Raw genomic sequence first — 20,859 nt, forward strand, 5'->3', positions numbered from 1 at the left:
GCATGCGATTGCGCCACATCGAAGTCTTCCACGCCGTCATGCTCACCGGCAGCGTCAGCGCCGCGGCGCGGCTGATCAACGTCACCCAGCCTGCCGTCAGCCGCATCCTGGCCCATGCCGAGCTGCAGCTGGGTTTCGCGCTGTTCCAGCGCATGCGTGGGCGCCTGGTGCCCACGCGCGAGGCGCAGATCCTGCATCCCCATGTCGAGCAGCTGTTCGCCCAGCTGGGCGACGTGCAGCGCCTGGCGGCGCGCCTGCGCCAGGAAGAGCGCCAGGACGAACTGCGCATCCTGACGGTGTTCGCCTTGAGTTTCGAGGTGCTGCCGCGCGCGCTGCGGGCATTTCGTGCCCAGTACCCGGGTGTGGCGGTGACCATCGACGCGCTGCACTCGCCGCAGATCGTCGCCGCGCTGGTGCGCCAGGAGGCAGATCTGGGCTTTGTTTTCACTGGTGTGGCGCACCCCCTGCTGGCGCAGGAACACTTGGCAGACGGCGCCGTACTGTGCGTGGCGCCGCGCGGCCTGCTGGCGCCCGACGTGCTGTCGCGCGGCAGCGTGCAGCTGGCCGACCTGGACCAGCTGCCTTTCGTGCAGTTGGCCGCCAGCGACCCGGTCGGCACCATGGTCGACCGTGCCTGCCGTGAAGCCGGCGCGCGTCCGCAAGTCCTGTACACGGTGCAAACCTACCACGCCGCACTGGCGCTGGCCCAGCACGGCCAGGCGGCGGCGCTCATCGACGCCTGTACGGCGGCATCGGCCGACCGCGCCAAGGTTGACGTGCTGCCACTGCTGCCGCGCATCGCCGTGCCGGTGCAATCGCTGCGCCTGGTCGAGGGGCCGGGCTCGCTGTTGGCCAACGCCATGGCGCGCTGCATGCGCGAGGCGCTGGCGCAGACGCTGGCGGCGTCCGACTCCTGATCAGCGGGCGGCCTGCTGCGCCACCTCGGCGGCGGTGCCAAAGGCCAGGGTGAAGCCCAGGGCGCCATGTCCAGTGTTGACCAGCAGATTGCGTGGACCGCCGGCTTGCACGCCCACGATGGGCACGCCGGTGGGTGTGGCCGGGCGCAGGCCCGCCCAGGGGTGCGCGACCTGCTGCGTGTCGCTGCGCGGGAAAACGGCGCGCGTGGCCTGGCGCAGGGTGTCGATGCGTTCCGGCGGAATGTCCAGTCCATGGCCCACCAGCTCGGCCATCCCGGCCACGCGCAGCTGGTCCCCCAGGCGGGCGAAGACCACCTTGCGTGCGGCATCGGTCACGCTTACCTGGGGGGCTGAGTCGGCCTGACGGTCCACGTCGAGGGTGATGCTGTAACCCTTGAGCGGATACACCGGAAGGGACAGGCCCACGCTGCGCGCCAGCGCCGGGCTGGCGCTGCCCAGGGCCAGCACGAAGCGGTCGGCCTCGATGGCGCCCGCGCCGGTCTGCACGGCCGCCAGCCGGCCGGCGGACTGCACCAGGGCCGTGATGCGCGTGCCCAGCACGAAACGCACGCCGCGCGCTGCCAGCAGCCGGTGCAGGCCCTGGCAGACCTTCAGGCAGTCGGCCGCGCACTCGCTGGGCGTGTGGACGGCGCCGGCGATGTGCGGGCGGTAGTCAGCCAGCGCGGGCTCGATCTCCACGCAGCGCTGTGGGCTCACGGTCTGCTGCTCGCTGCCCCAGGCGCGCTGCAACTCCAACTGGCGCCGGGCGGCCTCCAGCGCGCTGGGCGTGGCATACAGGACCAGTTTGCCGGTACGCGAGAAGTCGCACTCCAGCCGCTCGGCGACGAGCATGCGCTCGAAACCCTCGCGGCTGCGCGCAGCCAGTGCCAGCAGTTGTGCGGTGCTGCGGCGGGAGGTCTCGGTGTTGCAGGCTCGCAGGAATTGCAGCGCCCAGCGCCACTGTTGCGGGTCGAGCTGCGGGCGCAGCTTCAAAGGCGAGTCAGGCGACAGCAGCAGCTTGGGCAGCTGCGCCCAGATACCCGGGTCAGCCAGTGGCTGGACATAGCTGTAGCTCAGCTGCGCGCCGTTGCCGCCGCTGGCGCCGCTGCCGGGCTGCGCCTGGTCGACCACAGTGACGCGCAGGCCCTGGCGCTGGAGTTCGTAGGCAGTGGCCAGGCCCACGATGCCTGCGCCCATGACACACACATGCATAACTGGAATGGTTGAAGCCGGTTGGCGAAAGCGGCACTGTAGATCCGCGCACCGGTGCTTGAACAATGCCAAGCGCGCGCGTGGGCATGCCGGCAGGTTATGGCTTGCGGGTGTTTGTCTCCATGGCCGTGCCCTGCTCTGGGCCACATAATTTTTGGTAATGCCATCCGCCGTGAATGGCATTGTTCAAGCGAGCTGCAGCCTCTCTACAGTGCCGCTGCACCGCACCACAACCATGAAAGAAGGAGACGACAGCATGCAACCCACCACCTCTTTGGCGCTGGCCGCCGCCATCGCCGCCTGCACCCTGGCCACCGCCCACGCGGACACGCTGAAGAAGGTCGCCGACTCGGGCAAGATCACCGTGGCCTACCGCGAGTCCTCGGTGCCGTTCAGCTACTTGGCCGGTTCGGGCGGGCCGGTGGGCTTTTCGGTGGAGGTCACCAACGCCATCGTGGACGCCGTCAAGAAGCAGGTGAACAACCCCGGCCTGAAGGTGGAGATGCAGGCCGTGACCTCGCAGAACCGCATCCCGCTGCTGCAAAACGGCACCGTCGACATCGAGTGCGGCTCCACCACCAACAACGCCACGCGCGGCAAGGACGTGCAGTTCGCCATCAACTACTTCTACACCGGCACCCGGCTGCTGGTGAAGAAGTCCTCGGGCATCAAGAACTACGCCGACCTGGCCAAAAAGAAGGTGTCCAGCACCACCGGTACCACCAACGCCCAGGTCATCCGCAAGTACAGCCGTGACAACAATCTGGATTTCGACATCGTCATGGGCAAGGACCATGACGACGCCATGCTGCTGGTCGACGCCGGCCGGGCCGAGGCCTTCGCCATGGACGATATCCTGCTGTTCGGCTTGAAGAACAACGCCCGCAACCCGGCCGAATGGGAGGTGGTGGGCGATTCGCTGCAGGTCGAGCCCTACGCCTGCATGATGCGCAAGGACGATCCACAGTTCCAGACCCTGGTCAATGGCGTCATTGGCGGAATGATGAAGTCGGGCGCGTTCGAGAAGCTCTACGACAAGTGGTTCCTGTCGCCCATACCGCCCAAGAATCAGGTCATCGGCCTGCCCATGAGCAAGGAACTGCGCGACAACCTCACCGCGCAAAGCGACAAGCCGGCTTCCTAAGGCCAGCCAGGGGCGTCGTTCCGCTCCACTCTCGCGCTCTTAGTCCGTGTGAACGATGAGCGCCCGGCCCGGCATTCACAGAATGCCGGGCCGCTTGCGGTACCGCGTAGCCAGGTTGCAGCCGCGCGAGGTCCGTACAGGAGGGGTAATCATGACGAGCGAATCTTCCCGGCCCGGCGTGGCCGTCGTCACCGGTGCCAGCCGCGGTGTGGGCCGTGGTGTGGCCGAGGCGCTGGGCGCCGCCGGCATGACCGTCTACGTCACCGGGCGCAGCACTGAGCCTGGCATGGCGCACCTCGGCGACGTGCCGCTGGCCGGCACCATCGGCGAGGCGGCGCAGGCCGTCACCGACGCCGGCGGCCAGGGCATCGCCGTGCATTGCGACCATGCCGACGACGCGCAAGTGCAGGCGCTGTTCGAGCGCATCAGGCGCGAGCAGGGCCGCCTGGACATCCTGGTGAACAACGCGATCTGCATCGACGACAGCCTGATCGAGCCTGGTCCGTTCTGGTCCAAGCCGCTGGCGCAGGCCGACATGTTCGGCGTCGGGCTGCGCTCCAACTACGTCGCCGCGCACTGCGCAGCGCCACTGCTGCTGCAAGGCGGGCAGGGCCTGGTGGTGTTCACCTCGTCGTATGGCGCCGGCTGCTACATGCATGGCCCGGCCTACGGCGCGCAGAAGGCCGGCTGCGACAAGATGGCCGCCGACATGGCGGTGGACTTCGGGGGCACGGGCGTGGCCGCGCTGTCGCTGTGGCTGGGCGTGCAGCGCACCGAGCGCACCCATATCGCCGCGCAGCGCACGCCGGCCTACAGCGATTTCCTCGCGCGCAGCGAGGGGCCATGCTTCGTCGGCGAGGTCATCCACGCGCTGTGGCGCGACCCGGAGCTGGCGCAGCTGTCGGGCCAGACCCTGATCGCCGCCGAGCTGGGCCAGCGCTACGGCATCCGCGACGAGGGCGGGCGCGAGCCGCCGACCTGGCGCGCCATGCTGGGCGCGCCGCGCCCGTTCCACCCCGCGCGCGTGGGTTGAAGGAGCTGCCATGACCACCGACATCGAACAGCGCCTGGCGCGCCTGGAGGCGCTGGAGGCCATCCGCCAGCTCAAGGCCCGCTACCTGAACGCCTGCGACCTGAAGGAAGTCGAGACCATCCGCGACTGCTTCGCCACCGGCCCGGTGGAGATCGACTACGAGGCCGTGGGCCGTTTCGAGGACCGCGACAGCTTCGTCGCGCTGTACGCGTCGCTGGCCTGCCAGCCGCGCGTGCGCGACAGCCACCACGGCGCCAACCCCGAGATCGAGCTGCTGGACGGCGGCCAGCGCGCGCGCGGGCGCTGGGCGCTGGCCTACTTCAATCTGGACACCGAGACTGGCGCCACGCGCCAGTTGGGCGTGGTGTACGACGACGAATACCGCTGCGACGGCGGTGTGTGGAAGATCGTCACCACGCGCTCGCGCATCCTCTCGGCGGTGGGCGGACAGAGCAGCCTGCCGGTCGCGGCACCGGCCTGAGCGTTCGGCTGGCGGAGCCGGCCTGCGCACTGCGGATCTGCAGTGCGCGCAAGGCCGCAGGAAGGCCGGCAGCTGGCTGCTTCTGTCCTGGACTGGCGGGCGCCCGCCGCGCCGTGCGGTGCGTCCCGGCGCGAGGGCAATAATCGGCGCTGCTTTTTTGAACTTCGCCCGCCCGCCATGCTTGCCCGCCGCCACCAGCCCATCGCCGCCATCGCCACTGCTCCGGGGCGCGGCGCCGTGGGCATCGTGCGCGTGTCGGGCGCCGGCCTGGGCGCCTTCGTGCAGGCCCTGCTGGGACGCGCGCTCACGCCGCGCCACGCGCACTACCTGCCGTTCCCGGACGCCCAGGGCCAGCCCATCGACCACGGCCTGGCGCTGCATTTTCCCGCCCCACACAGCTACACCGGCGAGGACGTGCTGGAGCTGCAGGCGCACGGCGGCCCGGTGGTGCTGCAGCTGCTGCTGGCGCGCTGCCTGCAGGTGGCGCAGGCCGGCAGCCTGCCCGGGCTGCGCCTGGCCGAGCCGGGCGAGTTCACCGAGCGCGCCTTCCTGAACGACAAGCTGGACTTGGCGCAGGCCGAGGCCGTGGCCGACCTGATCGACGCCAGCACCGAGGCGGCGGCGCGCAGCGCCGGGCGCTCCATGGCCGGCGCGTTCTCGGCCGAGGTGCATGGCCTGCGCGACGCGCTGGTGCACCTGCGCATGCTGGTCGAGGCGACGCTGGACTTCCCCGAGGAAGAAATCGACTTCCTGCGCAAGGCCGACGCCGAGGGGCAGCTATCCAAACTGCAGCAAATGCTGGCCGGCGTACAGCAGCGCGCGGCGCAGGGCGCGCTGCTGCGCGAGGGGCTGAAGGTGGTGATCGCCGGCCAGCCCAACGCCGGCAAGAGCTCGCTGCTGAACGCGCTGGCCGGCGCCGAGCTGGCCATCGTCACCCCGATCGCCGGCACCACGCGCGACAAGGTGCAGCAGACCATCCAGATCGACGGCGTGCCGCTGCACATCATCGACACCGCCGGCCTGCGCGAGAGCCATGACGAGGTCGAACGCATCGGCGTGGCGCGCGCCTGGGACGAGATCGCGGGCGCCGACGCGGTGCTGTTCCTGCACGACCTGACGCGCCAGGACGCTATTGAATACGTAGCGGCGGACGCAGACATCACGAGGACTTTGGGGCAAAAACTGCCGCAAAACGTGCCGGTGATCCACGTCTGGAACAAGAGCGACGCCGCGCCGCAGGCGGCGTCTGCAGGCGGGGTACGCCTGTCCGCGCGCACCCGCCAGGGGCTGGACGCGCTGCGCGCCGCGCTGCTGCAGACCGCCGGCGTGCAAGCCATGCCCGAGGGTCTGTACATCGCGCGCGAGCGCCATCTGCAGGCGCTGCGCGCCACCGACGCGCACCTGATGCAGGCGGCGGCGCAGCTGCTCGACCCCGCGCCGGCGCTGGACCTGCTGGCCGAGGAGCTGCGCCTGGCGCAGAACGCGCTGAATGCCATCACCGGCGAGTTCGGCGCCGACGACCTGCTGGGCGTCATCTTCTCGCGCTTTTGCATCGGGAAATAAGCGCGCGACATCGCGGTAAGTGGATGTAAGTGTCGCTTGTGCAGCCCAGGGCGCGCGGTTACCTTCGCCGCTCCATGACCACGTCCCTGATGCCCTCCGCCCACCCGCCCCGTGCCGACCTGGGCGCGCTGGTGGCCGCCATCGGCCAATCGGTGGCCGAGGACGGGCTGGTCAATAGACTGAGCCCTGAGCAGTGGGACGTGCTGTCGGGCTACCTGCTGCCGATGTCGCTCGACGCCGGGCAGGTGCTGTTCGCCCAGGGCAGCCTGGACCGATCGCTGTACCTGGTGGAAAGCGGCAGCCTGAGCGTGCACTACGAGGACCACAAGCAGCGCCTGCGCCTGGCCATCGTCGGGCCGGGCGGCGTGGTGGGCGAGGGCGGCTTTTTCTCGCACCGCCCGCGCAGCGCCACCGTGCAGGCCGGCACCGCGTCGCGGTTGTGGAGCCTGTCGGCGCTGCGCCACGCCGAGCTGGCCAACCGCCAGCCGGCCGTCGCCCTGCAGCTGGCCATGGCCGCGGGCGCGGTGCTGGCCAAGCGCCTGGCCGACCGGCGCCGTCGCATCGCCGCGACGTGATCCGCCGGCGTGGCGCAGCACGCGCGAACCGCTAGACTGGCAGCGCCGCACCCTGCCTGCGGCGCCGAACCCGAACCTGAATCCGAACCTGAATCCGAACCCGCCATGTCGCTGCTGAGCTGGCTTTTCCCATCGTCCCGGCGCGCTGCCACGCCGGCGCGCGCCGCGCCCCCCGCCGGCGCCGTGCCGGCGCAGGCGCCTGCCGTTTCGGCCGAGCGCATGCAGCGGCGCGAGCAGCTGTATGCCGTGGTGCGTGACGTGATGGTGCGCGTGGGAGTGCTGTCGGCCGGCTACAAGTTCAAGGTGCTGTCGCTGGACCAGCGCGGCGCGCAGTTCCTGGTGCTGGTGGACACGGCGCCCGAATACGTCGGCGACCCGGCGCGTGGCGCCGAGATCGAGGCGCTGATCGTGCAGACCGCCCAGGTGCGCTGCGACATCCTGGTGACCTCGGTGTACTGGCGCGTCAACCCGCAGCTGGGGCGCCAGCCGGCGGCGCGCGCCGCCGGGGCGCCGTTGCCGGCGGCTGACGGCGCCAGCCCCGCCGCGCCCTCGGCCGAGGCGGCGCCACCCGTCCCCCAGGCTGCGCCGGCGCCGCCGCTGGTGGCTCCTGCCCCCGCTGCGCCGCTGGTGCCGCCCGCGCAGCCGGTGCCACTGGTGGCCGGGCGCGCGCCCGGGCGTTTCGAGCCCATCGAGGACGACGAGGTCGAGGCCTTCCGCCAGGCTGTGGCCCGGGCCGCCGCCACGCGCCCGGCGCCTGCGGCTGGCCCCGTGCGCAGTGGCCCGCTGCTGCCGCCGGCGCCCGGGTTCGAGGACACGCTGATGCCCGGCCAGGAGCCGCGCAAGGACGACCTGAGCGCCACCCAGTACGGCGACCTGTAGCGCCGGCGGCGGCCAGGCCGGCGGTCAGTGCCCGGCGAAATCCACCAGCGTGTGCAGCGCCAGCCCACTGGCGCGCAGCCGGCTGGAGCCGCCCAGCTCGGGCAGGTCGACGATGGCGGCGCCCTCCATGACCTGCGCGCCCAGCTTTTCCAGCAGGCGCTTGCCGGCCATCATGGTGCCGCCGGTGGCGATCAGGTCGTCCACCAGCAGCACCCGGTCGCCGGCGCGCACGGCGTCGGCATGCAGCTCGACGGTGGCGCTGCCGTATTCCAGCTCGTAGGTTTCCTCCACGGTGGTGAAGGGCAGCTTGCCTTTCTTGCGGATCGGCACGAAGCCCACGCCCAGTTCATAGGCAACCACCGCGCCGATGATGAAGCCGCGCGCATCCAGCCCGGCGACCACGTCTGGGCGGTGCTCGCGCGCCCTGTAGCGGTGCACGAAAGCGTCGATCATCACGCGGAACACCTGCGGGTCCTGCAGCAGCGGCGTGATGTCGCGGAACTGCACGCCCGGCGCGGGCCAGTCGGGCACGGTGCGGATGTGCTGGCGCAGGTAGTCGTTGACGCTCAGGTCGTGCATGGTCGGTCCGGGGAGGGCAAGGGAAGTGGAAAAGCCGCCGGCGCCGCCGGGGGGCGAGCCGGCAGTGTACGGAAAAGCCAGGAACGTCTTTTGCTGCTTTTTCGATAGCTTGCGGCCCTTGTATTACAAGGGCTGGGGGCGCTTTTGGCGGAAAACCCTGGCTGGCGCGCCGGATCCGCCTGGTGCGGCGCCGGTCAGCCCTTGAGCAGCTGCTCCTCGGCCAGCGCCAGCGCCGTCGGGTGGCCGCTGAGCACCAGCGTGTCACCGGCTGCCAGCGGCCGCGGGCTGTCGGGCGCGCCCAGGTGTCCGTTGGCGGTGCGCACGCTCACCAGCCGCGCGCCCAGCGGACGCAGCACCAGGTCGGCCGGGGCCTGGCCCAGGGCGGCCGCGCCGTCCGGCAGCGTCACCGAGGCCAGCCGCTCCTGGTCGCGCTCGGCGACGGTGTCGTCGTCGGCGCCGTGGAAATGCCCGCGCAGCAGGCCGTAGCGCGCATCGCGCTGGTCGCGCACCAGGCGCAGCACGCGACGCATCGGCACGCCCAGCAGCGCCAGCGCGTGGTTGGCCAGCATCAGCGAGCCCTCGATGGCCTCGGGCACCACGGCGGTGGCGCCGGCGGCCTGCAGCTGGTCCAGGTGGGTGTCGTCCTGCGTGCGCACCACCACCGGCACGTGCGGCGCGTGCTCGCGCGCGCTGGCCAGCACCTTCAGCGCCGCCGGCGTGTCCAGGTAGGTGACGACCACGGCGGCGGCGCGCGCCAGGCCGGCCGCCATCAGCGCCTGCAGCCGCGTGGCGTCGCCGAACACCACCGAGTTGCCGGCGGCGGCCGCCTGGCGCACGCGGTCCGGGTCCAGGTCCAGCGCCATGTAGGCGATGCCTTCGTGCTCGAGCATGCGCGCCAGGTTCTGGCCGCTGCGGCCGTAGCCGCAGATCAGCACGTGCCCGCTGGCGTTGATCGACTGGCGCGCGATGGACGTCACTTGCAGCGACTGCTGCAGCCAGTCGCTGGCCACCAGCTTCATGACGATGCGGTTGCTGTGCTGCAGCAGGAACGGCGTGGCCAGCATGGACAGCACCATCGCCGCCAGCACCGGGTTCATCAGCGCCGGCTCGATCAGCGCGTGCGTCTGCATCAGGCTGAGCAGCACGAAGCCGAACTCGCCGGCCTGCGCCACGTACAGCGCGGTGCGCAGCGACACCCCGGCGGTGGCGCCCTGCCAGCGCGCCAGCGCGACGATCACCGCCATCTTGATCAGCAGCGGCCCGAGCAGCAGCAGCAGCACCAGCGCCCAGTGCTCCAGCAGGATGTGCCAGTCCAGCATCATCCCGACGGTGATGAAGAACAGCCCCAGCAGCACGTCGTGGAACGGCCGGATGTCGATGCCCACTTGGTGGCGGTACTGGGTTTCCGAAACCAGCACCCCAGCGATGAATGCCCCCAGCGCCAGCGACAGCCCGGCCTGCTCGGTCAGCCAGGCCAGGCCGAGCGTGACCAGCAGCAGGTTCAGCATGAACAGCTCGTCGCTCTTTCGGCGCGCCACCAGGGTCAGCCACCAGCGCATGAAGCGCTGCCCGCCCACCAGCAGCACCGCCACCAGCACCGCCGCCTTGAGCAGCGCCAGGCCCAGCGCCAGCAGCAGCTTGTCCGGCGACGAGCCCAGTGCCGGGATCAGCACCAGGAGCGGCACCACCGCCAAGTCCTGGAACAGCAAGATGCCCAGCACCCGCTGGCCGTGCTCGCTCTCCAGCTCGGCGCGCTCGGCCAGCAGCCGGGCGACGATGGCGGTGCTGCTCATGGCCAGCGTGCCGGCCAGCGCCAGCGCCGACTGCCAGCCCATCTGCCACACCGTCGGCCCCCAGCGCGACAGCACCAGGAAGGTGGCGATGAACACCAGCATCGAGCCGACGACCTGCGCCAGCCCCAGGCCGAACACGTGCCGGCGCATGGCGCGCAGCTTGGGCAGGTTGAATTCCAGCCCGATGGTGAACATCAGGAACACCACGCCGAACTCGCCCAGGTGCCGCACGCCCTCGGAGTTGCGCGTCAGCGCCAGCGCGTGCGGCCCGATCAGGATGCCGGCCGCCAGGTAGCCCATCATCGGCGGCAGGCGCAGGCTGCGGCAGGCCACCACGCCCAGCACGGCGGCCAGCAGGTACAGCAGCGTCAGGGCGAGCGAGGACATGGCCGGATCGTAGCGGCAGCACAGGGCGCGGCCGTTCGCCGGCAGGTCGGTAAAAATTCAGGAAAATCGGCCCTTGGCCCTTGTATATCAATAACCTATAGCTATTGAAAAAATAGCAAATTTTTCGTATTCCATGTGGGGTGAAGGGCGCGCCGGCGCTCATGGGTAGGGGCGGCCGGGGCATGCGGCCGTCGATAGAATCGGCGCCATGTCCGCTGCCCACACCGTCCGCCCCCTGTCATCGCCCGACGACCGCATCCTGCAGCTGGCGCGCGACACCCTGGCGATCGAGGCCCAGGCCCTGCAGGGCGTGGCCGCGCGCCTGGACGCGCCCTTCGTGCAGGCGGTGCGGCTGATGCTGGCCACCACCGGGCGGGTCATCGTCATGGGCATGGGCAAGAGCGGGCATGTCGGGCGCAAGCTGGCGGCCACGCTGGCCTCCACCGGCACGCCGGCGTTCTTCGTGCACCCGGCCGAAGCCAGCCACGGCGACCTCGGCATGGTCGCCGCTGGAGACCTGGTGCTGGCGCTGTCCAACAGCGGCGAGAGCGGCGAGCTGAACGTGCTGCTGCCGGTCCTCAAGCGCCAGGGCGTGCCGCTGGTGGCGCTGACCGGCGGCGCGCAGTCGACCCTGGCGCGGCACGCCGATGTGGTGCTGGACTGCGCCGTCGAGCGCGAGGCCTGCCCGCTGAACCTGGCGCCCACCGCCAGCACCACCGCGCAGCTGGCGCTGGGCGATGCGTTGGCCGTGGCGCTGCTGGACGCGCGCGGCTTCCGCGCCGAGGACTTCGCCCGCTCGCACCCCGGCGGCGCCCTGGGCCGGCGCCTGCTGACCCACGTGCGCGACGTGATGCGCAGCGGCGCCGACGTGCCGCGCGTGCTGCCCGACGCGGATTTCAGCACCCTGATGCGCGAGATGAGCGCCAAGGGCGTGGGCGCCACGGCCATCGTGGACGAGGGCGGCCGGCCGCTGGGCATCTTCACCGACGGCGACCTGCGCCGGCGCATCGAGGCCGGCGCCGACCTGCGCGCGCTGCGCGCCGACAACCTGATGCACCCGGCGCCACGCACCATCGCCGCCGACGCCCTGGCCGCCGACGCGGCGCAGCTGATGGAGCGCCACGCCATCACCAGCGTGCTGGTCACCGACGCGGACGGCCGGCTGGCCGGCATCGTGCACATCGGCGACCTGATGCGCGCCAAGGTCATCTGATGGACCACGCCGCCACGCCCCTGCCGCCCCTGGCCCCGGCACTGTCCTTCGCGCCCGAGCTGCTGCTGCGCGCGCAGGGCGTGCGCGTGGCGTTCTTCGACGTCGACGGCGTGCTGACCGACGGCGGGCTGTACTTTTCCGGCGAGGGCGAGGTGCTCAAGCGCTTCAACACCCTGGACGGCCACGGCCTGAAGCTGCTGCAGCACGGCGGCATCGTGCCGGCGGTCATCACCGGGCGCGACGCTCCGGCGCTGCGCGCGCGCCTGCAGGCGCTGGGCGTGGTGCACGCCCGCTTCGGCACTGAGGACAAGCGCCCGGCGGCCGAGTCCATCCTGGCCGAACTGGGCCTGGGCTGGCACCAGGCCGCCGCCATGGGCGACGACTGGCCGGACCTGCCCATGCTGCGCCGCGCCGCGCTGGCCTGCGCGCCGCCCCAGGCGCACGCCGAGGTGCGCGCCGTGGCGCACCACCTGACGGCCGCCGACCCCGGCCACGGCGCGGCGCGCGAGCTGTGCGACCTGCTGCTCACCGCCCACGGGCGCTACGCCGCGCTGCTGGAGCGCTACGCCGCATGACGCCGGCGCCCGCCGCCGCCCGCACGCCCCGGCCACGCCGCTCGGCGCTGCGCCGCGCCTGGGACCGGGCCACGCTGTACCTGCCGGTGCTGCTGATGGGCCTGCTGGCGCTGGCCACCCTGTGGCTGGTGCGCAATGCGCCGCGCCCGCAGCTGCCCGAGGCCGAGCGCCCGGTGCAGCACCAGCCCGACTACTACATGCGCGATTTTTCGGTGAAGAACTTCGAGGGCGACGGCCGCCTGGGCAGCGAGTTGCGCGGCGCATTGCTGCAGCACTATCCCGACACCGACACCCTGGAGGTGGACCAGGCGCGCATGCGTTCGCTGGGCGTGGACGGGCGCGTGACCACCGCGCGCGCCAACCGGGCGCTGAGCAATGCCGACGGCTCGGAGGTGCAGCTGTTCGGCGAGGCGCAGGTGGTGCGCGAGCCCCTGGCGCGCCCGGGCGGCGAGTCCCTGCCGCGGCTGGAGTTCGCCGGCGAGTTCCTGCACGTGTGGACGCGCGAGGAGCGCGTGCGCTCCAACCAGCCGGTCACCCTGCGCCGCGGCGCCGACACCTTTACCGCCGACGGCATGAGCTACGACCATCTGGCGCAGGTGCTGGAGCTGCACGGGCGCGTGCGCGGCAGCATGGCGCCGCCGGCGGTGCGGCGCTGATGCGCGCCACACCGGATGGCCGCCAGCGTCCGCTGGCCTTCATCACCGGCGCCTCCAGCGGCATCGGCCAGGCGCTGGCGATGCACTACCTGCGCGCAGGCTGGCGCTTGGCGCTGGTGGCGCGCCGCGCGGAGGTGATCGAAACCTGGCTGAGCCGTGAAGACATACCGGCATCCAGCTATGAAATCCACAGCTGCGACGTGTCCTTGCCGGACGCCGTCATCGCCGCTGCCGAGGCCTGCCTGCAGCGCCAGGGGCTGCCCGACGTGGTGATCGCCAACGCCGGCATCAGCATCGGCATGGACAGCGCCGAGCGCGCGGACCTGGAGGTCATGGCGCGCATCTTCGCCACCAACAACCTGGGGCTGGCGGCTACCTTCCATCCGTTCATCGCGCCCATGCGCGCACGCGGCAGCGGCCGGCTGGTGGGCATCGCCAGCGTCGCCGGCGTGCGCGGCCTGCCGGGCCACGGCGCCTACTGCGCCAGCAAGGCGGCGGTCATCGCCTACTGCGAAAGCCTGCGCGGCGAGCTGCGCGGCAGCGGCGTGCGCGTGGTCACGCTCAGCCCCGGCTACGTGGACACGCCACTGACGCGCCAGAACCGCTACGCCATGCCGTTCCTGCTGGACGTGGACGCCTTCGCCGCACGGGCCGCGCATGCCATCGCCCGTGGCGACCGGCATCGCGTCATTCCCTGGCAGATGGGCCTGGTGGCCGGCCTGCTGCGGGTGCTGCCGGGCGCGCTGTTTGACCGGCTGCTGGCGGGACGGGCGCGCAAGCACCGCCAGGGCCAGGGACGCGGCGACGCGGCTTGAGCAACGGCAGAGGCGCCCATCACAGCGCGAGCAGCCACAAAAAAGGGCTCCCGAAGGAGCCCTTGTGCATGTCTGGCTTCAAGCCAGGGCCGTGCGGCCCCGCCGAAGATCAGTAGCCGTTGCCGCCGCCGTAGCCGCCGCCACCGCTGCGGCCACCGCCACCGTAGTTGCCGCCGCCGCCGCCGCCGCCGCCACCGCTGCGGCCACCGCCGCCGTAGGGGCTGCGGAAACCGCCTTCGCTGCGGCCGCCGCCGTAGCCGCCGCCGCCGCCACCACCACCACTGCGGCCACCGCCGCCGCCGTAGTTGCCGCCGCCGCCGAAGCCGCCACCGCCACCACCGAAGCCGCCGCCACCGCTGCGCGGGGGACGCGGCTCCATGGGACGGGCCTCATTCACGACGATGCTGCGGCCGCCCAGGGACTGGCCGTTCATGCCGTTGATGGCTTCTTGCGCCTCGGCATCGCTGCCCATTTCGACGAAGCCGAAACCCTTGGAACGACCGGTGTCGCGCTCCATCATGACCTTGGCGCTGGTAACAGCGCCGAACTGGCCGAAGGCCTGCTCCAGGTCCTGGTCGCGCACGGAATAGGGCAGATTGCCTACGTACAGTTTGTTGCCCATCAGGGACTCCTCAAAAACACAAAAGAACTCAGCGACGGAGTCCCGAACCCGCAGCCAGTGAATCACTAAGACGCCCTATGCGCGAAAACTGACGGATCACCGCAACCTCGGCAGGTATTGATAAGTGAAAAAATACCTGCTCGAACATTATGTGGCACAACCCGGCGGCCGGGACAACGGTTTTTCACCAATTCGGGCACCAACAGGCACTGGCCGGGTTTGTCCTGAGGGCGGCGTGGCGGCGCCGCTACAATCCGCGCCATTCCATTGGGGAGTAGCCTGCCTGCAGCGACAGGAGGCATGCATCAACAGACTTGGCGCGTTCGCCCGCGCCGTGGTGCATGAGGCTGGCCGCGCCAAGCGCGTGGCCGAGCGGGGCAAGACCATTGGCCATGCACCGGCGCGTTCCGCGGCCGGGGTCGGTGCGTGGTCGATGACGTCCGTCACTGCCTGGCCGCGCCTTGCGCTGTTCCTCCACATGGAAGCTTTTTTTTTCTCCACCGCCGTCGTCGCCTTCGCCGAGATGGGCGACAAGACCCAGCTGCTGGCCCTGGTGCTGGCGGCGCGCTTCAAGAAACCCTGGCCCATTGTGTTGGGCATCCTCGTGGCCACCCTGGCCAACCACCTGCTGGCCGGCGCCGTGGGCGCCTGGGTCGGCGCGCTGCTGGGTGCGCAGGCGCTGCGCTGGGGCCTGGGACTGTCGTTCATCGCCATGGCCGCCTGGATGCTGATCCCCGACCGGCTGGACGAAGGCGACAGCGCCGCCGCCGCGCCACGCCTTGGGGTGTTCGGCGCCACCGCGCTGGCGTTCTTCCTGGCCGAGATGGGCGACAAGACGCAGGTGGCGACGGTGATGCTGGCGGCGCGCTTCGAGTCCTACCTGGCGGTGGTCGCCGGCACCACCCTCGGCATGCTGGCGGCCAACGCGCCGGTGGTCTGGCTGGGCGAGCGCATCGTGCGCCGGGTGCCGATCCGCGCGGTGCATGTGGTGTCGGCGCTGATCTTCCTGGCGCTGGGGCTGCTGGCCCTGCTGGGGCCGGCTTTGGCATAATCCCCGGCTTCGACGCGCCGATTTGCACCGCTTGCGGGCGCCCTACAAATACTGCTAAAGACGCGCCCGATCGCCCGCATGCAATCCGACCCGGCCCGCCTTTAGCGCCAGCCGGGTTTTTGTTGCCTGCCATGTCGTTCATCGCCACCCCGCAGACCCTGCACTTCCCCGAGCCGCTGGCGCTCGCCTCGGGCGCCCAGCTGCGCGACTATTCGCTGACCTACGAGACCTACGGCGAGCTGAACGCCGCGCGCGACAACGCCGTGCTGGTGTGCCACGCGCTCAACGCCTCGCACCACGTCGCCGGACACTACGCCGGCGAGCCGAAAAGCGCCGGCTGGTGGGACAACATGATCGGCCCGGGCAAGAGCGTGGACACCGACCGCTTCTTCGTCATCGGCGTGAACAACCCTGGCTCGTGCTTCGGCTCCACCGGGCCGATGCATGTCAACCCGGACACCGGCGAGGTCTACGGCGCCGACTTCCCCGTGGTCACCGTCGAGGACTGGGTCAACGCCCAGGCGCGGCTGCTGGACGCCCTGGGCATCCGGCAGCTGGCCGCCGTCATGGGCGGCAGCCTGGGCGGCATGCAGGCGCTGAGCTGGACGCTGCAGTACCCCGAGCGCATGCGCCACGCCGTGGTGGTGGCCAGCGCGCCGAACCTGACGGCCGAGAACATCGCCTTCAACGAGGTCGCGCGCCGCGCCATCGTCACCGACCCGGACTTCCACGGCGGGCACTTCTACCGCCACGGCGTGGTGCCGAAGCGCGGCCTGCGCATCGCCCGCATGATCGGCCACATCACCTACCTCTCCGACGACGTGATGAACGAGAAGTTCGGCCGGGAGCTGAGGGACGCCGCGGCCGGCGACTACCACTACAGCACGCAGGACGTGGAGTTCCAGATCGAGAGCTACCTGCGCTACCAGGGCGACAAGTTCAGCGACTACTTCGACGCCAACACCTATTTGCTCATCACCCGGGCGCTGGACTATTTCGATCCGGCGCGCGCGCACGGCGGCAGCCTGGCGCGGGCGCTGGCGGCGGCACGCGCGCAATTCCTGCTGGTCAGCTTTTCCACCGACTGGCGCTTCGCTCCGGCGCGCAGCCGCGAGATCGTGCAGGCGCTGCTGGAGAACCAGCGCGACGTGGCCTACGCCGAGATCGACGCCCCGCACGGCCACGACGCCTTCCTGCTGGACGACGCGCGCTACCTGGGCGTGGTGCGCGCCTACTTCGAGAACATCGCCAAGGAGCTTGCCGCATGAGCGACCACGCCACCATGGATGCCATCGCCCGCCTGGTGCCCGAGGGCAGCCGGGTGCTCGACCTGGGGTGCGGCGACGGCGCGCTGCTCGACCTGCTGCAGCGCACGCGCGGCTGCTCGGGCTACGGCATCGAGATCGCCGACGCCAATGTGCTGGCCTGCGTGCGCCGCGGCGTGAACGTCATCCAGCTGAACCTGGACGAAGGCCTGGCGATGTTCGGCGACCACAGCTTCGACGTGGTGCTGCAGATCGACACCCTGCAGCACCTGCGCAACGCCGAGGTCATGCTGCGCGAGACCGCGCGCGTGGGCCGCAGCGCCGTCGTCGCCTTTCCCAACTTCGCGCACTGGCCGAACCGCCTGTCCATCCTGCGCGGCCGGATGCCGGTCACGCGCCGCCTGCCCTACCAGTGGTACGACACGCCCAACATCCGCGTCGGCACCTTCAAGGACTTCGAGGTGCTGGCGCACCGCAACCGCCTGCGCGTGCTCGACGCCTTTGGCCTGCAGGACGGGCAGGTGGTGCGCGCGCTGCCCAACCTGCGCGCCGGCACGGCCGTGTTCCATCTGCAGGGCGACGGCGCGCTGGGGCGCTGAAACGGCGGCGGCAACCGCTCGCCGGGCCATGGTGGGGCAGGGCGGTTTGCCACCTATCGACCCGGCAGGCTGGAGCACTGCACAGCCGCTTACGCAGTAGTGCTTAAGGGAAGGCGTGAATAAATGTAAGCAGAGTCCTGCCTTAGATTCTCCGGTGGCCTGCGCCCGCAGGCCGCTGCCTGTTGGTGCAAGGAGAACTCCGTCGTGGCTGCTGCTTCCCCGCTCGTTTCGTCCCGTCCGCAGTCCATGGCGCGCCGGGTCACCCTCGCCGCGCTGGGACTGGTCGCGCTGGTACTGCTGCTGGTGGGCGCGGCGCTGGCGGTGTTGACCGAGCGCAATGCACGCGCGCAGCTGGTGCGCAGTGTCGGCACCACCGCACAGGCGGTGGCGCAGTCGCTGGACGCGGCGCACAACACCAGCGGCGCCATGGTGCAGGGCGCGATGCGCAGCTTCCAGCGCTACTTCGAGCCCACCATGCAGCTGGACGAGGCCGCGGGCGAGCTGCGCAGCTTCGGCGGCCTGGTCAACGGCGACTACGGCGGCGTGGACCGCTTCGCCCAGGACACCGGCGGCATGGCGGCGGTATATGCCCGCCGCGGTGAGGACTTCGTCACTGTGACCACCTCGCGCAAGGGCGCCGACGGCCAGCGCCTGCTGGACGAGCCGCTGCCGCGCACCGACCCGGCCTGGGCGGCCGCCGCGCGCGGCGAGGCCTACACGGGCCTCGCCACCATCGGCGGCCAGCCCTACATGGCGCACTACCTGCCCGTCAAGGACCCGGGCGGGCGCGTGGTGGCGCTGATCTTCATCGCCAGCGACGTGGCCGTGTTCCAGAACATGCTGCAGCAGCAGGTCGAGCGCACTCGCTTCTTCGAGCACGGCGGCGTCTACGTCGTCGATCCAGGTGCATCGCCCGAGCAGGCGCGTTTCGTCTTCCACCCGACCCAGCGCGGGCGCCGGGTGCTGGAGGCGAATGCGCAGGCCGGCGCCTTCCTCGAGGCGCTGGCCGACGCACCCGACGGCTACGTGCGCCATGCCCAGGCGCTGCTCGAGCCGTCCACCACGGATGCCTGGGCGCTGCTGCGCAAGACCGACAGCGGCTGGTGGGTCGTGGCCGAGGTGCCGGACGCCGAGGCCATGGCCGGCCAGCACCGGACCACGCTGGCGGTGTGGGGCCTGATGGCGCTGGCCCTGGCGCTGCTGGGCGCCGGGTTGCTGGTCATGCTGCGCCGTGGCGTCAGCCAGCCGCTGACCGGGCTGACCCGCGCCATCACCCTGGTGGCCCAGGGCGACCTGACGCAGCGCTTCACCACCACGCGCCGCGACGAGGTCGGTACGCTGGTGCGCGAAGTCGAGGGCATGCGCGGGCGGTACGTGGACATGCTGCGCCAGGTGCGCCAGTCGGCCGACAGCATCGACACCGCCAGCGCCGAGATCGCCAGCGGCAACCTGGACCTGTCGGCGCGCACCGAAACCGCCGCCGGCAGCCTGGCCGAGACGGCGCAGAGCATGGAACAGCTCACCGCCACGGTGCAGCAGTCCGCCGACGCGGCGCGCCAGGCGCACCAGCTGACCGGCTCGGCCGCCGAGGTCGCGGCGCGTGGCGGGCAGGCGGTGGGCGAGGTGGTGGCCACCATGGCCCAGATCCACGACGCCAGCCGCAAGATCGCCGACATCATCCAGGTCATCGACTCCATCGCCTTCCAGACCAACATCCTGGCGCTGAATGCGGCTGTCGAGGCGGCGCGCGCCGGCGAGCAGGGGCGCGGCTTCGCCGTCGTGGCCGGCGAGGTGCGCGCGCTGGCCGGGCGCTCGGGCGAGGCGGCGCGCGAGATCCGCCAGCTCATCCAGGCCTCGGTCGACCAGGTCGCCTCGGGCACGCGTCTGGTGCAGCACGCCGGCAGCACCATGGACGAGATCGTGGGCAGCGTGCAGCGCGTGGGCGACATCGTCGGCGAGATCAGCGCCGCCGCGGCCGAGCAGGCCAGCGGCATCGGCCAGGTCAACCAGGCCGTCGGCCAGCTCGACCAGATGACCCAGCAGAACGCCGCGCTGGTGGAGGAATCCGCCGCTGCCGCGCACAGCCTGCGCGAGCAGGCGGCCCGGCTGGCAGCAGCGGTACAGGTATTCCGCCTGGAAGGTATCGACGGCGCGGGGGCGCCGCTGCCGCCCCCAGGCCCGGTAGTGGCACCTGCGGGACGTGCGCGCGCCGCATCGCCCGAGGCGCTGGCGCTGGACTGCGCCTGAGCGCAGGCAGGGCAGGGCAGGGCAAGGTCGGGGAGGCGGTTATCCTCGCGCCCCTTCTCCCTATCGCCCTGCCGACCCCCGCCATGCTGCCCGCCCTGGACGTCGCCACCATGCTGCTGATGACGGCGGTGGCATCCTTTGCCATGGCCGGGGCGCTGGCTGCTGTGCGGCCCGAGCAGCGCGAAGGCATTGGCCTGTGGGCTCTGGCGCTGGTGCTGCATGGCACCTGCTACGTGCTGTATGCGCTGCGCGGCCAGGTGCCGGCCTGGGCCAGCGTGGTACTGGCCAATGCCCTGCTGTCGGGCAGCTTCGCGCTCATCCTGGGCGCCATCGAACAGTTCCACGGCCGGCCTGCGCCGTGGTGGCGCATGGTCCTGCCGGTGGCCGTGCTGACGCTGCTGTTCGCCCTGTACATCGACCGCTTCACCACCCGTGTCGGCATGCTGGGCGTGGTGCTGTCGCTGCAGCTGCTGCTGATGCTGTGGGCGCTGTGGCGCCCGGCGCCGCCGGCGCAGGTGCGCGGCGCCTGGCTGCTAACCGCGGGCCTGGGCCTGCAAGTGCTGTTGCTGACCAGTCGTGGCTGGCTGGTGGCCACCGGCCGTGTCGGGGTCGAGCAGCTGATGCAGGCCAGCGCGCTGCAGGCGGTGAGTTTCGTCGCTGCGTTCGTGGTCGTCATCCTGGCCTCGCTGGGCTTCATCCTGATGGCCAAGGATCGCTCGGACGCCGCGCATCGCCACCTGGCAGCGCACGACGCGCTCACCGGCTTGGCCAACCGGCGCGCGCTGATGCTGATGCTTGAGCGCGGCGTCGCACACGCCACACGCACGCAGCAGGAGTGCGCGCTGCTGTTGCTGGACATCGACCACTTCAAGGCCATCAACGACACCCACGGGCATCTGGGCGGCGACCAGGTGCTGCGCCACGTCGCCGAAGTCCTGCGCACCCGGGTGCATGCGCAGGACTTTGTCGGCCGCTATGGCGGCGAGGAGTTCATGGTGCTGCTGCCGGGCACCGGCCGCGAGGGCGCATTGCAGCTGGCCGAGACGCTGCGCCAAGCCGTGGCAGACAGCGCCTGCCCGCTGCCGGGCGGCGCCATCGCCACCACCATCAGCATCGGCGTGTGCGCCGGCGCTGCCGGCCTGCGTGGCAGCGCACCCGCGCTGGTGCAGTGCGCCGACCAGGCGCTGTATGCCGCCAAGGCCGCTGGGCGCAACCGCGTGGAGTATCGCCAGGGCTGAGAAGCTGTGAACGAA

The 20,859-nt window shown here is 71.2% G+C and carries 20 protein-coding genes; 16 read left to right on the forward strand and 4 right to left on the reverse strand.

Features of this window, described 5'->3' with window-relative positions:
- The first annotated feature begins 2 nt into the window (after positions 1-2).
- Positions 3-917, forward strand: coding sequence for a LysR substrate-binding domain-containing protein (locus BLQ61_RS04930; protein ID WP_091567260.1), 915 nt, complete (start codon positions 3-5; stop codon positions 915-917).
- Here BLQ61_RS04930 and BLQ61_RS04935 read toward each other — a convergent pair whose 3' ends face one another.
- On the reverse strand, positions 918-2,129 hold the full coding sequence (locus BLQ61_RS04935; RefSeq protein ID WP_175488214.1) for a D-amino acid dehydrogenase: 1,212 nt from the start codon (positions 2,127-2,129) through the stop codon (positions 918-920).
- Positions 2,130-2,385: 256 nt separating this feature from the next.
- Between BLQ61_RS04935 and BLQ61_RS04940 the strand changes: the two genes are divergently transcribed.
- The 6 genes from BLQ61_RS04940 to BLQ61_RS04965 all read left to right on the forward strand — a co-directional run bounded on the left by BLQ61_RS04940 (position 2,386) and on the right by BLQ61_RS04965 (position 7,804).
- Positions 2,386-3,273, forward strand: a complete 888-nt coding sequence (locus BLQ61_RS04940; protein WP_091567536.1) for an amino acid ABC transporter substrate-binding protein — start codon at positions 2,386-2,388, stop codon at positions 3,271-3,273.
- Between the two features lie 151 nt (positions 3,274-3,424).
- A complete protein-coding gene (locus BLQ61_RS04945) occupies positions 3,425-4,306 on the forward strand; it encodes an SDR family NAD(P)-dependent oxidoreductase (protein ID WP_091567264.1) in 882 nt (293 codons plus the stop codon).
- 10 nt (positions 4,307-4,316) lie between these two features.
- The gene (locus BLQ61_RS04950; RefSeq protein WP_091567266.1) at positions 4,317-4,787 is read left to right on the forward strand and encodes a nuclear transport factor 2 family protein; all 471 of its coding nucleotides are present in this window, start codon (positions 4,317-4,319) and stop codon (positions 4,785-4,787) included.
- A gap of 177 nt (positions 4,788-4,964) precedes the next feature.
- Positions 4,965-6,350 (forward strand): tRNA uridine-5-carboxymethylaminomethyl(34) synthesis GTPase MnmE, encoded by a 1,386-nt coding sequence (mnmE, locus tag BLQ61_RS04955; protein ID WP_091567268.1) that lies wholly within the window; start codon positions 4,965-4,967, stop codon positions 6,348-6,350.
- Between the two features lie 74 nt (positions 6,351-6,424).
- Complete coding sequence (locus BLQ61_RS04960) at positions 6,425-6,925, forward strand: Crp/Fnr family transcriptional regulator (protein WP_245703840.1); 501 nt, start codon at positions 6,425-6,427, stop codon at positions 6,923-6,925.
- Between the two features lie 105 nt (positions 6,926-7,030).
- On the forward strand, positions 7,031-7,804 hold the full coding sequence (locus BLQ61_RS04965; protein WP_091567270.1) for a hypothetical protein: 774 nt from the start codon (positions 7,031-7,033) through the stop codon (positions 7,802-7,804).
- 24 nt (positions 7,805-7,828) lie between these two features.
- Here BLQ61_RS04965 and BLQ61_RS04970 read toward each other — a convergent pair whose 3' ends face one another.
- Both BLQ61_RS04970 and BLQ61_RS04975 read right to left on the reverse strand, forming a co-directional pair.
- Positions 7,829-8,383, reverse strand: coding sequence for an adenine phosphoribosyltransferase (locus tag BLQ61_RS04970; protein ID WP_091567272.1), 555 nt, complete (start codon positions 8,381-8,383; stop codon positions 7,829-7,831).
- A gap of 194 nt (positions 8,384-8,577) precedes the next feature.
- Positions 8,578-10,563, reverse strand: coding sequence for a monovalent cation:proton antiporter family protein (locus BLQ61_RS04975; protein ID WP_091567274.1), 1,986 nt, complete (start codon positions 10,561-10,563; stop codon positions 8,578-8,580).
- A 208-nt stretch (positions 10,564-10,771) separates the two neighbouring features.
- Between BLQ61_RS04975 and BLQ61_RS04980 the strand changes: the two genes are divergently transcribed.
- From BLQ61_RS04980 to BLQ61_RS04995, 4 genes are read left to right on the forward strand one after another with little or no spacing between them, the layout of a single operon-like run.
- Positions 10,772-11,776 carry a KpsF/GutQ family sugar-phosphate isomerase gene (locus BLQ61_RS04980; RefSeq protein WP_091567276.1) on the forward strand — a complete coding sequence of 335 codons (1,005 nt, stop codon included), beginning with the start codon at positions 10,772-10,774 and terminating at the stop codon, positions 11,774-11,776.
- Complete coding sequence (locus tag BLQ61_RS04985; RefSeq protein WP_091567278.1) at positions 11,776-12,351, forward strand: KdsC family phosphatase; 576 nt, start codon at positions 11,776-11,778, stop codon at positions 12,349-12,351. Before BLQ61_RS04980 ends, BLQ61_RS04985 begins: the two co-directional genes overlap by 1 nt.
- Positions 12,348-13,007 carry an LPS export ABC transporter periplasmic protein LptC gene (lptC, locus tag BLQ61_RS04990; protein WP_091567280.1) on the forward strand — a complete coding sequence of 220 codons (660 nt, stop codon included), beginning with the start codon at positions 12,348-12,350 and terminating at the stop codon, positions 13,005-13,007. The genes BLQ61_RS04985 and lptC overlap by 4 nt, the downstream gene beginning before the upstream one ends.
- Positions 13,007-13,822, forward strand: coding sequence for an SDR family oxidoreductase (locus tag BLQ61_RS04995; protein ID WP_091567282.1), 816 nt, complete (start codon positions 13,007-13,009; stop codon positions 13,820-13,822). The genes lptC and BLQ61_RS04995 overlap by 1 nt, the downstream gene beginning before the upstream one ends.
- Positions 13,823-13,931: 109 nt before the next feature.
- Here BLQ61_RS04995 and BLQ61_RS05000 read toward each other — a convergent pair whose 3' ends face one another.
- Complete coding sequence (locus BLQ61_RS05000) at positions 13,932-14,444, reverse strand: RNA recognition motif domain-containing protein (protein ID WP_091567285.1); 513 nt, start codon at positions 14,442-14,444, stop codon at positions 13,932-13,934.
- A gap of 478 nt (positions 14,445-14,922) precedes the next feature.
- Here BLQ61_RS05000 and BLQ61_RS05005 point away from each other — a divergent pair, with 478 nt between their 5' ends.
- From BLQ61_RS05005 to BLQ61_RS05025, 5 genes are all read left to right on the forward strand, one after another.
- Positions 14,923-15,495 (forward strand): TMEM165/GDT1 family protein, encoded by a 573-nt coding sequence (locus BLQ61_RS05005; RefSeq protein ID WP_091567540.1) that lies wholly within the window; start codon positions 14,923-14,925, stop codon positions 15,493-15,495.
- Between the two features lie 131 nt (positions 15,496-15,626).
- Positions 15,627-16,763, forward strand: a complete 1,137-nt coding sequence (gene metX, locus BLQ61_RS05010) for a homoserine O-succinyltransferase MetX (RefSeq protein ID WP_091567287.1) — start codon at positions 15,627-15,629, stop codon at positions 16,761-16,763.
- Positions 16,760-17,359, forward strand: coding sequence for a methionine biosynthesis protein MetW (gene metW / locus BLQ61_RS05015; protein WP_091567291.1), 600 nt, complete (start codon positions 16,760-16,762; stop codon positions 17,357-17,359). Before metX ends, metW begins: the two co-directional genes overlap by 4 nt.
- Before the next feature lie 246 nt (positions 17,360-17,605).
- Positions 17,606-19,606 carry a methyl-accepting chemotaxis protein gene (locus BLQ61_RS05020; protein ID WP_091567295.1) on the forward strand — a complete coding sequence of 667 codons (2,001 nt, stop codon included), beginning with the start codon at positions 17,606-17,608 and terminating at the stop codon, positions 19,604-19,606.
- 83 nt (positions 19,607-19,689) lie between these two features.
- The gene (locus tag BLQ61_RS05025) at positions 19,690-20,844 is read left to right on the forward strand and encodes a GGDEF domain-containing protein (RefSeq protein WP_091567300.1); all 1,155 of its coding nucleotides are present in this window, start codon (positions 19,690-19,692) and stop codon (positions 20,842-20,844) included.
- Positions 20,845-20,859: the final 15 nt, after the last annotated feature.

This window comes from Oryzisolibacter propanilivorax, from assembly GCF_900103645.1.
Taxonomy (GTDB): Bacteria; Pseudomonadota; Gammaproteobacteria; order Burkholderiales; family Burkholderiaceae_C; genus Melaminivora; species Melaminivora propanilivorax.

What these genes read in the sequence shown, in the direction of transcription:
- BLQ61_RS04970 (WP_091567272.1), bottom strand. Translation starts at nt 8,383, where the DNA reads ATGCACGACCTGAGCGTCAACGACTACCTGCGCCAGCACATCCGCACC.
- BLQ61_RS04940 (WP_091567536.1), top strand. Translation starts at nt 2,386, where the DNA reads ATGCAACCCACCACCTCTTTGGCGCTGGCCGCCGCCATCGCCGCCTGC.
- BLQ61_RS05000 (WP_091567285.1), bottom strand. Translation starts at nt 14,444, where the DNA reads ATGGGCAACAAACTGTACGTAGGCAATCTGCCCTATTCCGTGCGCGAC.
- BLQ61_RS05005 (WP_091567540.1), top strand. Translation starts at nt 14,923, where the DNA reads ATGGAAGCTTTTTTTTTCTCCACCGCCGTCGTCGCCTTCGCCGAGATG.
- BLQ61_RS04995 (WP_091567282.1), top strand. Translation starts at nt 13,007, where the DNA reads ATGCGCGCCACACCGGATGGCCGCCAGCGTCCGCTGGCCTTCATCACC.
- mnmE (WP_091567268.1), top strand. Translation starts at nt 4,965, where the DNA reads ATGCTTGCCCGCCGCCACCAGCCCATCGCCGCCATCGCCACTGCTCCG.
- BLQ61_RS04945 (WP_091567264.1), top strand. Translation starts at nt 3,425, where the DNA reads ATGACGAGCGAATCTTCCCGGCCCGGCGTGGCCGTCGTCACCGGTGCC.
- BLQ61_RS04965 (WP_091567270.1), top strand. Translation starts at nt 7,031, where the DNA reads ATGTCGCTGCTGAGCTGGCTTTTCCCATCGTCCCGGCGCGCTGCCACG.
- metX (WP_091567287.1), top strand. Translation starts at nt 15,627, where the DNA reads ATGTCGTTCATCGCCACCCCGCAGACCCTGCACTTCCCCGAGCCGCTG.
- BLQ61_RS04935 (WP_175488214.1), bottom strand. Translation starts at nt 2,129, where the DNA reads ATGCATGTGTGTGTCATGGGCGCAGGCATCGTGGGCCTGGCCACTGCC.
- metW (WP_091567291.1), top strand. Translation starts at nt 16,760, where the DNA reads ATGAGCGACCACGCCACCATGGATGCCATCGCCCGCCTGGTGCCCGAG.
- BLQ61_RS04980 (WP_091567276.1), top strand. Translation starts at nt 10,772, where the DNA reads ATGTCCGCTGCCCACACCGTCCGCCCCCTGTCATCGCCCGACGACCGC.
- BLQ61_RS04975 (WP_091567274.1), bottom strand. Translation starts at nt 10,563, where the DNA reads ATGTCCTCGCTCGCCCTGACGCTGCTGTACCTGCTGGCCGCCGTGCTG.
- BLQ61_RS04950 (WP_091567266.1), top strand. Translation starts at nt 4,317, where the DNA reads ATGACCACCGACATCGAACAGCGCCTGGCGCGCCTGGAGGCGCTGGAG.
- BLQ61_RS05020 (WP_091567295.1), top strand. Translation starts at nt 17,606, where the DNA reads ATGGCGCGCCGGGTCACCCTCGCCGCGCTGGGACTGGTCGCGCTGGTA.
- BLQ61_RS05025 (WP_091567300.1), top strand. Translation starts at nt 19,690, where the DNA reads ATGCTGCCCGCCCTGGACGTCGCCACCATGCTGCTGATGACGGCGGTG.
- BLQ61_RS04960 (WP_245703840.1), top strand. Translation starts at nt 6,425, where the DNA reads ATGACCACGTCCCTGATGCCCTCCGCCCACCCGCCCCGTGCCGACCTG.
- BLQ61_RS04985 (WP_091567278.1), top strand. Translation starts at nt 11,776, where the DNA reads ATGGACCACGCCGCCACGCCCCTGCCGCCCCTGGCCCCGGCACTGTCC.
- lptC (WP_091567280.1), top strand. Translation starts at nt 12,348, where the DNA reads ATGACGCCGGCGCCCGCCGCCGCCCGCACGCCCCGGCCACGCCGCTCG.
- BLQ61_RS04930 (WP_091567260.1), top strand. Translation starts at nt 3, where the DNA reads ATGCGATTGCGCCACATCGAAGTCTTCCACGCCGTCATGCTCACCGGC.